The 13,543-nt window shown below is 68.6% G+C and carries 12 protein-coding genes; 10 read left to right on the forward strand and 2 right to left on the reverse strand.

Annotated features, from left to right (window positions below; genetic code table 11):
* From FFS72_RS15620 to FFS72_RS15655, 8 genes are all read left to right on the forward strand, one after another.
* Positions 1 to 948, forward strand: coding sequence for a proline dehydrogenase family protein (locus tag FFS72_RS15620; RefSeq protein WP_137874802.1), 948 nt, complete (start codon positions 1 to 3; stop codon positions 946 to 948).
* Between the two features lie 34 nt (positions 949 to 982).
* Positions 983 to 2,380, forward strand: a complete 1,398-nt coding sequence (locus FFS72_RS15625) for an acyl-CoA synthetase (RefSeq protein ID WP_137874803.1) — start codon at positions 983 to 985, stop codon at positions 2,378 to 2,380.
* 155 nt (positions 2,381 to 2,535) lie between these two features.
* Entirely contained in the window at positions 2,536 to 3,465 is a 930-nt protein-coding gene (locus FFS72_RS15630) for a LysR family transcriptional regulator (RefSeq protein ID WP_137874804.1), read from the forward strand.
* Between the two features lie 176 nt (positions 3,466 to 3,641).
* A complete protein-coding gene (locus FFS72_RS15635; protein WP_137874805.1) occupies positions 3,642 to 4,622 on the forward strand; it encodes a fumarylacetoacetate hydrolase family protein in 981 nt (326 codons plus the stop codon).
* 28 nt (positions 4,623 to 4,650) lie between these two features.
* Positions 4,651 to 5,586, forward strand: a complete 936-nt coding sequence (locus FFS72_RS15640) for an MBL fold metallo-hydrolase (protein ID WP_137874806.1) — start codon at positions 4,651 to 4,653, stop codon at positions 5,584 to 5,586.
* 8 nt (positions 5,587 to 5,594) lie between these two features.
* Positions 5,595 to 6,827, forward strand: coding sequence for a thiolase family protein (locus FFS72_RS15645; protein WP_137874807.1), 1,233 nt, complete (start codon positions 5,595 to 5,597; stop codon positions 6,825 to 6,827).
* Positions 6,827 to 8,386: a class I adenylate-forming enzyme family protein gene (locus tag FFS72_RS15650; protein WP_137874808.1), complete on the forward strand. Its 1,560-nt coding sequence runs from the start codon at positions 6,827 to 6,829 to the stop codon at positions 8,384 to 8,386. The genes FFS72_RS15645 and FFS72_RS15650 overlap by 1 nt, the downstream gene beginning before the upstream one ends.
* Positions 8,387 to 8,551: 165 nt before the next feature.
* On the forward strand, positions 8,552 to 9,319 hold the full coding sequence (locus FFS72_RS15655; RefSeq protein ID WP_137874809.1) for a hypothetical protein: 768 nt from the start codon (positions 8,552 to 8,554) through the stop codon (positions 9,317 to 9,319).
* Between the two features lie 72 nt (positions 9,320 to 9,391).
* On the opposite strand, the gene FFS72_RS15660 is transcribed toward FFS72_RS15655, so the two are convergent.
* A complete protein-coding gene (locus FFS72_RS15660; RefSeq protein WP_212744363.1) occupies positions 9,392 to 11,341 on the reverse strand; it encodes a heavy metal translocating P-type ATPase in 1,950 nt (649 codons plus the stop codon).
* A 309-nt stretch (positions 11,342 to 11,650) separates the two neighbouring features.
* Positions 11,651 to 12,088, reverse strand: coding sequence for a carboxymuconolactone decarboxylase family protein (locus tag FFS72_RS15665; protein ID WP_137874811.1), 438 nt, complete (start codon positions 12,086 to 12,088; stop codon positions 11,651 to 11,653).
* 67 nt (positions 12,089 to 12,155) lie between these two features.
* Between FFS72_RS15665 and curA the strand changes: the two genes are divergently transcribed.
* Together curA and FFS72_RS15675 are read left to right on the forward strand one after the other, a co-directional pair.
* Positions 12,156 to 13,181: an NADPH-dependent curcumin/dihydrocurcumin reductase gene (gene curA, locus FFS72_RS15670; protein WP_137874812.1), complete on the forward strand. Its 1,026-nt coding sequence runs from the start codon at positions 12,156 to 12,158 to the stop codon at positions 13,179 to 13,181.
* Positions 13,178 to 13,537 carry a YrdB family protein gene (locus FFS72_RS15675; protein ID WP_249353343.1) on the forward strand — a complete coding sequence of 120 codons (360 nt, stop codon included), beginning with the start codon at positions 13,178 to 13,180 and terminating at the stop codon, positions 13,535 to 13,537. The genes curA and FFS72_RS15675 overlap by 4 nt, the downstream gene beginning before the upstream one ends.
* Positions 13,538 to 13,543 lie beyond the last annotated feature (6 nt).

The following is a 13,543-nucleotide window of genomic DNA, read 5'->3' on the forward strand; positions in this document are numbered from 1 at the left end:
ATGGCGAATCTGCTGCGGCCCGCGATCCTGGCCGCAGCGCGCTCGTCTCGGATCAAGTCGGCGATCACCCACGCCCCCGGAACCCGCTCGCTGGTCACCCGATTCGTCGCGGGGGAGGCCCGCGACGACGCGCTGGCCGCGACGCGTGCCCTGCTCGACTCCGGACGAGCCATCAGCATCGACCACCTCGGCGAGGACACCACCGACGTCGACCAGGCGCGCGCGATCGTCGCCGAATACCGCAGTCTGCTGGGTGATCTCGCCGAGCTGGCCGAGGCGCCGGGATCGCACAGGCTGGAAGTGTCGGTGAAACTCTCGGCGCTCGGGCAGGCGCTGCCCGTCGACGGTGACAAGATCGCGCTCGACCACGCGCGGGAGCTGTGCGAGGCCGCGCTGGCCGCGGGCGTGTGGGTCAGCGTCGACGCGGAGGACCACACCACCACCGACGGGGCGCTGTCGATCGTCTCCGCGCTCCGCGCCGACTACCCGTGGGTGGGAGCGGTGCTGCAGGCGTATCTGCGCCGCACCGAGAGCGACTGCCGCGACCTCGCGGGACCGGGGTCACGGGTCCGCCTGTGCAAGGGCGCCTATCGGGAGCCGGCATCGGTGGCGTTCCAGTCCGCGGCAGAGGTCGACGACTCGTACCGTCGGTGCCTGGCGATTCTCATGGACGGCGACGGCTACCCGATGGTCGCGTCCCACGACCCGGCGATGATCGACGCCGCGACCGCCGAGGCCCGGCGCACCGGACGCGGCCCGGATCGCTACGAGCACCAGATGCTGTACGGGATCCGGGACGTCGAGCAGCAGCGTCTCGCCGACAGTGGCGCCCGCATGCGGGTGTACGTGCCATACGGCGCGCAGTGGTACGGCTACTTCATGCGCCGCCTCGCGGAACGTCCCGCGAACCTCACGTTCTTCCTACGGTCGCTGGCGACGCGGACGTGACGGGCGCCGGACCTGATGTGAGACGCTGGCAGGCGTGCTGCTGAGCTCCCTGAATCCCCTCGCCGTCGCCCAGGGCGACGACCTCCCCGACGCCGTGCGCATCGACGGGCACACCCTCTCGCGCAGCGACATCGTCGGTGGCGCCGGCGCCCTGGCGCGTCGCATCGCCGGTGCTCGGTGCGTCGCCGTGCTCGCCGAACCCACTGCCGCGACCGTCGTCGCGATCGTGGGCTGCCTCTTCGCCGGGGTCACCGTGGTTCCGGTGCCGCCGGACTCCGGACCGGCCGAGCTCGCGCACATCCTGACCGACTCGGGCGCGCAGGCGTGGTTGGGGAAGGCGCCCGAGGGGAGCGACCTTCCCGTCGTGCCGGTGCGGGTGAACGCCCGAGACTGGCACGGGCACCCCGAGCCGCATCCGTCGTCGACGGCATTCGTCCTGTACACCTCCGGTACGACCGGCGCCCCCAAGGGCGTGCTGCTGTCGCGACGCGCCATCGCGGCCGGGCTCGACGCGCTCGTGCGGGCCTGGCAGTGGACCGGCAAGGACACTCTGGTCCATGGGCTTCCCCTGTTCCACGTGCACGGCCTGATCCTCGGGCTGCTCGGACCGCTGCGCGTCGGCAGCAGGCTCGTCCACACCGGTAAACCCACCCCGGCTGCCTACGCCGAGGCGGGCGGCTCCCTGTACTTCGGTGTCCCGACGGTGTGGTCGCGGATCGTGGAGGACGAGGCGTCCGCACGGGCACTGTCCGGAGCCCGGTTGCTGGTGTCGGGCAGTGCGCCGCTACCGGTTCCGGTGTTCGAGAAGCTCACCGCGCTCACCGGACTCGCGCCCGTGGAGCGGTACGGCATGAGCGAAACGATGATCACGCTCAGTACCCGAGCCGACGGGGAACGCAGGCCCGGATGGGTCGGCCTGCCGGTCGAAGGAGTGGAGACGCGGCTCGTGGCCGAGGACGGGACGCCCGTTCCGCACGACGGCGAATCCATCGGCGGGCTGCAGGTGCGCGGCCCGATGTTGTTCGACGGCTACCTGAACCGTCCCGACGCGACGGCCGAATCGTGGACGGAGGACGGCTGGTTCGTCACCGGCGACGTCGCCGCGATCGACGACGGCGGCTTCCATCGCATCGTCGGCCGCGCGTCGACCGACCTCATCAAGTCCGGCGGCTACCGGATCGGCGCGGGCGAGGTGGAAACCAGTCTGCTCGGACATCCCGGCGTCAAGGAGGTTGCCGTCGTCGGACTGCCCGACGACGACCTCGGGCAGCGGATCGTCGCGTTCGTCGTCGGACCGGACGCCGACCGCGACGAGCTGATCGCGCACGTCGCGTCCGAACTGTCCGTGCACAAGCGTCCGCGGGAGGTGCGACTCGTGGAGTCGCTGCCCCGTAACGCGATGGGGAAGGTCCAGAAGAAGCTGCTGGGGTAGTGGGGATGTGAAGCGTTGGGGCGGCGAGTATCTCGACGTGGCACGGCCGAGAACCAGACAGTGGGAATACGGACTCGTCGCGTCGCCCACGGAAGAGGACAGCGGGCAGGTTCTACCATGTGGAGAACCTGTCCCCTGAACGCAGGAGTCCCGTCGTGACCTCCCGGGATCTACAGAGCGTCGACCTGAATCTGATGGTCGCGTTCGACGCCCTGATGTCGGAGCGCAGCGTGACGCGTGCCGCCGCGCGGATGCAGGTGGGCCAGCCCGCGATGAGCGCATCCCTCGCGCGTCTGCGCAAGCTGTTCGACGATCCCCTCCTCGTCCGGGAGGGACGCACCCTGGTGCCGACTCCGGTGGCCGAATCGCTCATCGGCCCGATCCAACAGTCGCTCGCGCTGATGGAGAACGCCCTGGGGCAGCGTCGCGCGTTCGATCCGACACGCGAGCATCGGACCTTCACGATCGTCGCCAGCGACTACGTCCTCTTGGTGTTCCTGCGGCCGCTCCTTGCGCATCTGCGACACGAAGCGCCTTCCGTCAGCATCCACGTCCGCCCTGTGACCGAGGACTACGCGGAGTTCCTGCAGCGGGGCCGTTTCGACCTGCTGATCGCGCCACGGGAACTCCAGCCGTCCGGTGTTCCTCTGAACAGTGAAGACCTGTTCGGTGATCGGTTGGTCTGCGCGGTTGATTCGGAGAACACCGAGGTCGGGGACGCACTCACCGCCGAGGAGTTCCTCACTCTGCCCTACCTGGGGTACGAGGGCCACGCGGTGCAGACGGTCGCGCGACTCCAGATGCGGGCGATGGGCATGGACCGCCCCGTCGACGTCTCGACGCAGAGCTTCTCCGCGGCGGCGCTGTTCCTCCGCGACACCCCGTTCTTCACCGTGATCTCGGAGCGGCTCGCGCACTGCCTCGCCCCGCAGGCTCGCATCCGGCTCGTCGAGCCGCCGATGACGTTCGCCCCGTTGACCGAAACGATGTTCTGGTCGGCTCGCCATGACGACAACCCTTCGCACCGCTGGCTACGACAGCGCATGCGCGACGCCGCCGAGGCGCTCAACTATCAACAGCAGTGATACCGGCTATCGATATGAATCGATAACACCTGCGTGATGCAGCGCACTAGCTTCGAGGTTGATCGGCGTTCGCGCATCTGACCAGCGCGGGCGGAAGCCTTCGGCGGCGACTATGGCGCCCGCCGCCTCTTCGGTCGAATCACCCTTGCGCCGAACCACTTTCGAGAGAAGAATCGATGAAATTCGTCACCTTCCGCACCCCCGACGACCCCACTCCGCGGCTCGGCATCGACAACCGCGACAACCACAGCTACACCGACCTGACGAGCCGGTACCCCGATGACCCCGACTTCGCGTCCATGCTGGCGCTGATCGACGGCGGGCAGGCCGCACTCGACAAGGCGTGGGTCGCCTACACCACACTCGACGCGGCGCACCTCGTCGAGAAGCACACCGCCAGCCTCCTGGCCCCCTTCCGTCCCCGTCGCCTGCGCGACGTCTCGCTGATCGTCAACCACCTCCGTCCGAGCGTCGCGAGGACGGCGCAGTGGATTGCAGCGAACACCGACGACCCGCGAACCGTCGCCGAGATAATGGCGGCGGTCGACCCGCTCGTGTCGCCGCTCTACGAGCCCACCACTCCGCCGTTCGCGGCCGAACGCGACGCCGGGACCGTCTCGGCGCCCGGAAGCGTCCTGACCTGGCCGGCCCAAAGTGACTGGCTGGACTACGAACTCGAACTGTGCGCGGTGATCGGCAGGTCCGGCAGCGACATCGACCCGAGCATCGCCGACGACCACATCTTCGGCTACGCCGTCTACAACGACTGGACACTCCGCGACGTCCAGGCCCGCAACATCGCGGGCAGCGGCTCGATCCACGGCGACTCGAAGGACTTCCCGAACGGCAACAGCTTCGGACCGTGCGTCGTCACCAAGGACGAGATCCCGGACGTGCGCGATCTCGCGATGACGGTGCGCGTGAACGGACAGGTGTGGGGCGAGGGCTCGACGTCGGAGATGCTCCACGGCTTCGACGACGCCGTCGTCTCGCTCAGCAAGGGCGACGAAATCGTCGCGGGCGAGGTGTGGGGCACCGGAACGGTCCCGGACGGCTCGAGTTTCGAACTCGGCAAGCACCTGCCACGGCCGGCGTTCGTCGAGTTGGAGATCGAGCGCATCGGCGTCCTCTCGCACTACGTCGTCCCCGAACTCTGATCCCACCGAAGAAGCGAGCACCCACACCATGACCACGTCCCGCCTCGCCCTCGACGGCGACCCGCGTCTCCTCCAGCTCTCCGACGACGTCTACGTCTTCGGCACGTACCCGTACAGCGGCCTGATCGTCACCGACGAGGGCTGCATCGCCGTCGACGGCCCGATGTCCGTCAACATCTGCGCACCATGGAAGGAGTTCATCGACAGCAAGGGCCCGCTGCGCTACCAGGTGTACTGCGAACACCACTCCGACCACACCATCTCCGCGCCCTACCTCGAGCCCGAGGTCCTGATCTCCTCGGAGACGACGCGCGGTGTGATGGACACCGACGAGATGGCTCGCGAGGCGCTGCGCACCTGGGGCGAGTACCCGGATGTCGATCCGGCGATCGTCGAGAACTACACGATGGCGTACCCGACGCTCACCTACCGCGGGCGCCTCAACCTCGAGCTCGGCGGCAAGCGCTTCGTCCTGTTCGAGGCGCCCGGTCACACCATGGGCTCGACGGTGGTGCACGCGGTCGACGACCGCGTGGCCTTCATCGCCGACCTCGGAATGACCCCGGCCATCCAGTCCGGTGATCCCGTCGCCTGGCTCACCACTCTCGCGCTGCTCGAGACACTCGACGTCGACTGGTACGTCCAGGGGCACATGGATCCGATGCGGCGCGAGGACCTGCACACGTGGCGCACCATGCTGCTGGCGACCCTCGACAAGGTTCGGGAACGAGACGGCGCAGGCCTGAGCGCGAAGGACATCATCGCCGAGAGCCCGATCTTCGACATCCCGGCGATCCTGGCGAGCCATTCGTTCGTCGGTCGTGCCGACATGCCGACCGGACTGCTCAAGGCCGCGGGCGACACCCTCCAGGTGCTCGGCGCCGAACGGATGGTGGAGTCCGTGCACCGGCATCCCACCGATTCCCCCTCGGCATCCCTCGGACCCGTGAGCGCGCAGGAATGACGCGGAACATGAACGACGTCTTCATCATCGGGGTCGGCATGACCCCGTTCGGAGTGCATCCGTCCGAGACCGTCCCGAGCCTGACCGCTCGGGCGGTCCGAGAGGCGCTCGCCGACGCCTGCGTCGATCCCGCCGACGTCGACAGCGCCTACTTCGGCAACACCACCCAGGGTCCACTGGAGGGTCAGGCCATGATCGCCGGCGAGATCGCGCTGCGCGGAACGGGACTCGAGCGGATCCCCGTCTTCAACGTCGAGAACGCTTGTGCGAGCGGGTCGTCGGCGCTGAGTCTGGCTGTCACGAGTGTGCGGGCCGGGGAGTCGGCCGTCGCGCTGGCGGTCGGCGCGGAGAAGATGAACACCGGTGACCGCGCGAAGACGATGAGCGTCTTCGACGGAGCCTACGATCTCTCCGACCCCACCGCACTGCAGCGAACGCTCGACGAACTCGGCGGCGCCGTCGACGCCAGTGAGGCGGGGCAGCGCAGCATCTTCATGGACATCTACGCGGCGATGGCCCGAGCCCACATGGAACGGTTCGGCACGACGCAGCGCCAGCTCGCGGCGGTGTCGGCGAAAAACCACCGGCATTCGGTCGACAACCCGCTCTCGCACTTCCGCAAGGACATGAGTGTCGACGAGATCCTCGCGTCCCGCGCGCTGAGTTTCCCGCTGACCGTTCCGATGTGCTCGCCCCTCACCGACGGTGCCTCGGCCGTGATCGTCTGCAACGCAGAGGTGGCCGCCCGGATGGGGGCGAAGCGGCAGGTCCGCGTGCTCGCGTCCGTCGTCGGCACCGGCGTGGAGCGCGAGATGACCGACTACTCGAAGCACGTCACGAAGCTTGCAGGCGAGCGTGCCTACGAGCGTGCGGGCATCGCGCCGAGCGACGTCTCCGTCGCCGAGGTCCATGACGCTACCGCCTTCGGCGAACTGTTCATCAGCGAACTCCTCGGGTTCGTCGAGTTGGGAGGCGGCGGCGCAGCCGCCGAGTCGGGAGTCACCACGATCGGAGGACGCATCCCGATCAACACCTCCGGCGGCCTCGAATCGAAGGGACATCCCCTCGCCGCGACCGGTCTCGGCCAGATCTTCGAGCTCGTCACCCAGTTGCGTGGCGAAGCTGGCAGCCGTCAGGTGAAGGGCGCACGGATCGCTCTCGCCGAGAACGGCGGCGGATTCAGCCCGTTCTCGACAGGTGAGGAAGCCGTCGCAGTGGTGACCGTCCTCGAGGCGGTCTGATGGCGATCATCGACTTCTTCGACCGTGGGTGGGACCAGAATGCCTCGGGCACGGCGTTCGTCATGGGCGAGCGCTCGTGGACCTATCAGGAGGCGGGCGAACTCACCTGCCAGATCGCATCGGCGCTCCTCGACACCGAAGTGACGTCGACAGGACACGCGGCTGTGCTCTCCCCGAACGATCCCGTGGCGTGGATGTGTGTCCTCGGCATATGGCGTGCCGGCCGGGCCTGGGTGCCGCTGCACCCGGGCGAGCCGACCAGCACGTCGGTCGGGCTGATCCGGCAGTTCGACTGCGAAGCTCTCTTCTTCCACAGCTCGATGCGTGCCGAGGCCGAGGAACTGTGTGCGATGGTGCCCGACCTGGTCCTGATGGTCTGCATCGACTCCGATCAGGGCGGCTCGTACCCGTCGCTCGCCACGTGGATCCACGGCCGTCCGGTCACCCGACCGGACGTCCCGTACGCGATGGACGACGTCGTGATGATCTCTCCGACCGGCGGCACCACGGGGCTGCCGAAGGGCGTCATGAACACGCATCGCACGCTTGCCAACACGTGCGCGCATCTGTTGATGGCGTTCGAGTACGGCCACGCCGAGTCGATCGTCAATCTGGCGGCGGCGCCCCTAACGCACTCTGCGGGCATCATCACCCTCCCGACCACGGCGCGCGGCGGCACCGTGGTGATCATTCCGCGAGCGGACCCCGCGTCAGTCGTCGAGGCGATCGAGACGCATCGGGTCACCGACCTGTTCCTGCCTCCGACGGTCATCTATCGCATGCTGGACTGGGTGGCCGGACGCGAGTTCGACTTCTCCTCGCTGCGCTACTTCGTGCACGGGGCCGCGCCCATGTCGGTGGAGAAGGTCAAGCGAGCGATCGAGGTCTTCGGCCCGGTGATGATGGCCGCGTACGGACAGACCGAGGCGTTCGCGGGAGTCGCGTTCGCGCGTCCCGACGAACGCGTCCGCGACGGAATTCCGTTGTCGGACAAGCGACTCGACTCCTGTGGACGCCCGTACCCGCTCATCACCGTCGAGATCCGCGGCACGGACGACAAAGCCGTACCGCGCGGCGAGGGCGGTGAGATCTGCGTCCGTGGCGACCTGGTGATGAAGGGCTACTACAAGCAGCCCGACAAGACCGCCGAGACGATCATCGACGGTTGGCTCCACACCGGTGACGTCGGGCACCTCGACGACGAGGGCTACCTTCACATCACCGACCGGACCAAGGACATGATCATCTCTGGCGGCTTCAACGTGTATCCCAGTGAGATCGAGCAGGTCATCTGGGGACATCCCAGCGTCAACGACTGCGCCGTGATCGGCGTACCCGACCCCGACTGGGGCGAAAAGGTGATCGCCGTCGTCGAGCTCTCGCCCGGTCGTGATGCCGGCGAGTCGGAACTCATCGCGCTGGTGAAGGACGCGCTGGGCAGTGTGCGGACACCCAAGCGGATCGACTTCGTCGACAGTCTGCCCCGCAGCGGCGCCGGCAAGGTCTTGAAGCGGTCGTTGCGGGACAACTACTGGGTCGACGTCGACACGCGGATCTGACCCACGTCTGGGAAAGGACGATCCTCGTCTCGACAACAGGCCCCGCGCCGAGGGTGGCGTCTTTCCCCACCCTCGGGTGGCTGTCGGCGCTGCGGCACCGGGCGGACGCTGGTTTGGACCAGGACCACCCGACGTGGTGGCCACCGGACTGGAAGGACACCCACCATGCCGCACATCCTCGATTCCACCGTCCCCGACGAGCAGGAGCACGCACCGCCCGCGACCGGCACGGTCCGCCATCACTGGGCGTTCACCCGCATCGGGCTGTACCTCCTCCTGGCGTCGTTGCCGTTGCTGGCGATCTCGGCGCAGGTGTTCGGGGTGGTCTCGATGAACGCGACGGGTGCGCTCGTGATCATCCCGCTCGCCGCGATCCTCGTCGTGCTGTGCGTCTTCGCGCCGCATCCGGTTGACCGGATCGTCGGATACGGCCTCGTCTGGGGCATGTTCGCCTGCCTCGTGTACGACGTGTTCCGCCTCGACACCGTGTACCTGCTCGGGTTGTGGGGGGACTTCATCCCGCGGATGGGCACGTGGGTGCACGCGGGCAGCGACGCCCGCACCGGCGCGATCGTCGGTTACCTGTGGCGATACCTCGGCGACGGCGGCGGGATCGGGATCGCGTTCTTCCTCCTGGCCCTCGCCTTCGGCCTGCAGCACCGATCGCGCCGCACCGTCCTCGTCGCGTTCGTCGCCTTCGCGGTGGCCCCGGTGTGGGCAGGGTTGATCGGCACGGTCGCGCTGTCGCCGGGCGGACAGCAGAAGATGTTCCCTCTCACTCCCACCACGATCGTGCTGTCGCTGATCGGGCACCTGATCTTCGGGCTCGTCCTCGGTCTCGGGTTCCTGCGCGCCCGCGCGCGCCTCGCCCGGCACTGGCCGTGGCGTCCGCTGCTGCCTGCCCGTCTGGCCGCGCCCGCCGAGACCCCCTGACCGAGACGAACACGGGCCCTGGGGTCGACGACGGCGGCCGGCGTCCGGTTGGGGTGCCGGCCGCGTCGTCTCTCAGGCTCCGCTCCGCCCGAGGAACCGGTCGGTGCTGTGCTCCGGCGTCAGATCGAGGCGTCGGAGCAACTGTGCGTTGAGCGCAACGACGACCGTCGACGCCGACATGAGGATCGCACCGACGCTCATCGGCAGCACGAACCCGATCGGAGCGAGGACGCCCGCGGCCAGGGGCACGGAGACGAGGTTGTAACCGGCTGCCCACCACAGGTTCTGCTTCATCTTGTGGTAGCTCGCGCGGGACAGTTCGATCACCGACAGCACCGAGCGAGGGTCCGACGACGCCAGGATCACGCCCGCCGATCCGATCGCGACGTCGGTGCCCGCACCGATGGCGATGCCGACGTCGGCCTGCGCGAGCGCCGGGGCGTCGTTGACTCCGTCGCCGACCATCGCGACCTTGCGGCCCTCGGCCTGGAGTTCGGCGACCTTGGCCGCCTTCTCCTCCGGACGAACCCCGGCGTACACGCGGTCGATGCCGAGTTCGGCGGCGACACTGTCGGCGACGGCTTGGGCGTCACCGGTGATCATCACGACCTGCGCTCCGGCGGCGTGCAGCGCGTCGACGGCGTCACGCGACTCCGGGCGGATCTCGTCGGCGAGGCGCAGCGCGCCGATCACGTCGTCGCCTGCGAGCACGTGCAGGATGATCGCGCCTGTCCTGCGCCACTCGTCGGCGACTGGGAGTTCGGTGCGGTCGTGCTCGGTGAGAAGGTGCGGACCGCCGACCCGGATGCGCTCGCCGTCGACGGTGGCCGTCACGCCGACCGCGGGCGACGAGGAGAAGTCCGACGACGCCGGGACGGTGATGCCGCTCGACTCCGCCTTCCGGACGATGGCCTTCGCAAGGGGGTGTTCGCTGTCGGATTCGGCTGCGGCCGCCAGGGCCAGCACCCGGTCCGGGCTGTACCCGGCGACCGGCTCGACGGCGATCACCGAAGGCTCCCCCTTGGTGAGGGTGCCGGTCTTGTCGAAGAGGACCGCGTCGACGGTGCGCATCGACTCGAGCGCGAGCCGGTCCTTGACGAGAACGCCTCCGCGGGCGGCACGTTCGGTGGCGATCGACACCACGAGCGGAATTGCGAGGCCGAGGGCGTGGGGGCAGGCGATGACGAGGACGGTGATGGCCCGGACGACCGCGGAGTCGGGCATACCGATCGCGGTCCACACGACCGCGGTGATCGCGGCGGCTCCGATCGCGAACCAGAACAACCAGCCGGCGGCGGTGTCGGCGACGCGCTGAGCCCGCGACGACGACGCCTGCGCGTCCGCGACCAGTCGCTGGATGCCGGCCAGTGCCGTGTCGTCCCCGGTGGCCGTGACACGAACGCGCAGACCCGAGTCGGTGGCGACCGTGCCCGCGACGACGGTGTCGCCGGCCTCACGCTGGACCGGCTTCGACTCGCCGGTCACCATCGACTCGTCCATGCTCGCGGTGCCGTCGACGATGGTGCCGTCGGCCGGTACCGATGCACCGGGGCGCACGATCACGATGTCGCCGACCGTCAGTTCGGCGGGGGAGACCGTCACGACGTCCTCCCCGACGAGCTTCTCGGCCTCGTCGGGCAGCAACGCGGCGAGCGAATCCAGCGCGGAGGTCGTCTGCGCGAGGGATCGCATCTCGATCCAGTGCCCGAGCAGCATGATCACGACGAGAAGCGCCAGCTCCCACCAGAAGTTCAGTTCGTGGTGGAGCAGTTCCAGCGTCGAACCCCACGAGGCGACGAAGGCGACGGTGATCGCGAGGGCGATCAGCAGCATCATTCCCGGTTTGCGTGAACGGATTTCACTGACCGCGCCGGTCAGGAAGGGACGACCGCCCCAGAAGTAGATGATCGTGCCGAGGATCGGCGAGACCCACCGCACCCACTCGGCGTTCGGCAGCTGATACCCGATGAGGTCCGCGAACATGTCGTTGAACGCGACCGTCGGGACCGCGAGGACCAGCATGATCCAGAACAGCCGACGGAACTGGTCGACGTGATTGCCGTGGCCCGCGTGGCCCGCGTGGCCCGCGTGGCCATCGTGGCCTTCGTGCCCGCTGTGACCCTCATGCCCGGCGTGCTCCGCGCCGTGATCGTGTGGGGCATCCGTCGTGCCGTGGCCGGCGTGCCCCGAGTGGTCGTGCCCCGGGTGGTCGGTGTGCTCGTGACGAGTCTCGGCAGCGTTGTGGTGCGTGTGCGCGGCGGCCGAGACCGGTTGTTCGGGTCGCTTGCTCATGCCCCGACAATACCCCCTGGGGGTATGTTTCGCCAGGGGTCAGGGCGCGACCGGATAGTGGCTCGTGATCGCGACACGGTTCCACGCGTTCATCGCGACGGCCAGCCAGCTGATCGCCGACGCCTGCGCATCGGTGAGTGATCCGTCGTCCCAGTCGTGACCCGCCGGGACCGGGAGGTCGGTGACCTCCTCTGCCAGTGCGAGTGCGGCCCGCTCCGGCGCGCTGAAGTACTGCGACTCCCACCAGGCGGCGACCATCGCCAGCCGGTCGGTCGTCTCACCCTTCTTCAGGGCATCGCGGGTGTGCATGCGCAGGCAGAACGCGCATCCGTTGATCTGGGACACCCGGATCTTGACGAGTTCGGCGAGCAGCGGGTCGAGTCCCGCGTCCGCGACCGCGGCGTCGGCCTGGCTGCTCAGCGTCACCAGCTGCTGATAGAGGATCGGATGCTGCTTGCTCAGATTGACGGCGTTCATATCGGTCCCTCCGTGCTCTCCGCGCGTCGAGTGCGACCTCCGTCACAGAAGACTAGCCTCGACAGACATGAGCCTGCCTGCCGAGACCACTCGCGTCGTGCTCGCCGCCCGCCCCGTAGGCGAGCCGACGCCGTCCGACTTCCGGATCGAAACGGCGCCCCTCCCCGAGCCTGCCGACGGTGAACTGCTCCTCGAAACCCTCTACCTCTCGCTCGATCCGTACATGCGCGGCCGCATGAGCGAGGCCGAGTCGTACGCCGACCCCGTCCCGCTCGGCGCCGTGATGGTCGGCGGCACGGTTGGTCGCGTCGTCGAGTCCAAGGACCCCTCGTTCGCGAAAGGTGATGTGGTGCTGTCGTTCTCGGGCTGGCAGTCCCACGCGATCGCGGACGCGCGGCACGTGCGGAAGCTGGACCCGGCGGCGGCGCCCCTGTCGACGGCGCTCGGGGTACTCGGTATGCCGGGTTTCACGGCGTACGCGGGGCTGCTCCAGATCGGCAAGCCGGCGCGCGGCGAGACCGTGGTGGTTGCGGCGGCCACCGGTCCCGTCGGGTCCGCGGTCGGGCAGATCGCGAAGATCAAGGGCGCCCGCGCCGTCGGTATCGCCGGCGGGCCCGACAAGGTCGCGCATCTGCGCGCGCTCGGCTTCGACGAGGCCCTCGACCACCGTGCGCCCGACTTCGCGGCGCAGCTGAAGGCGGCCTGCCCCAACGGAATCGACGTGTACTTCGAGAACGTGGGCGGCAAGGTGTGGGACGCGGTGCTGCCGCTGCTGAACACGTACGCCCGGGTACCGGTCTGTGGCCTGATCGCGAACTACAACCTCACGTCGGCGCCGGAGGGTCCGGACCGGTCCGCGGCACTGATGGGCCGGATCCTCACGAAGAGCCTCACCGTGCGGGGCTTCATCCAGTCCGAGTTCGTGAAGGATCAGTTCGTGCACTTCCTTGCCGACATGTCCGGCTGGATCGCGGACGGCCGCGTGAAACACCGGGAAGACGTCGTCGACGGTCTCGAGAACGCTCCCGCCGCCTTCATCGGTTTGCTGAAAGGTCAGAACTTCGGAAAGCTGCTGATCAAGGTCGCGCAGTGACGAGCTCGGCGCGCGAGCATTCCGACTACGGTCCGCTGCACGCGGCGGCGTTTCTCCTCGAATTGATGATGCTCACGATCCTGGCACTGTCCGGTGCCGCGTCCAGCGACAGCCTGGTGGTTCAGGTGCTGGCGGCGGTTGCGCTTCCTGTTGTCGCAGCGGCGATCTGGGCGGTGTGGATGGCGCCGACGTCCGCCCGTCGGCTCGCGAATCCGCGCCGGTTGGCGGTGGAGGTGGTGTTGTTCGCGATCACCGGACTGCTCGCGGCGCTGCTGCTCGCGCCGTGGGTCGGTGCGGTGTTCTTCGTGGTGGCCACCCTGGTGTTCGGCGAGCTCGCCCGCCGCGAAAGCCAGTGATCGTGG

Source organism: Rhodococcus sp. Q (assembly GCF_005503035.1).
Taxonomy (GTDB): Bacteria; Actinomycetota; Actinomycetes; order Mycobacteriales; family Mycobacteriaceae; genus Rhodococcus_G.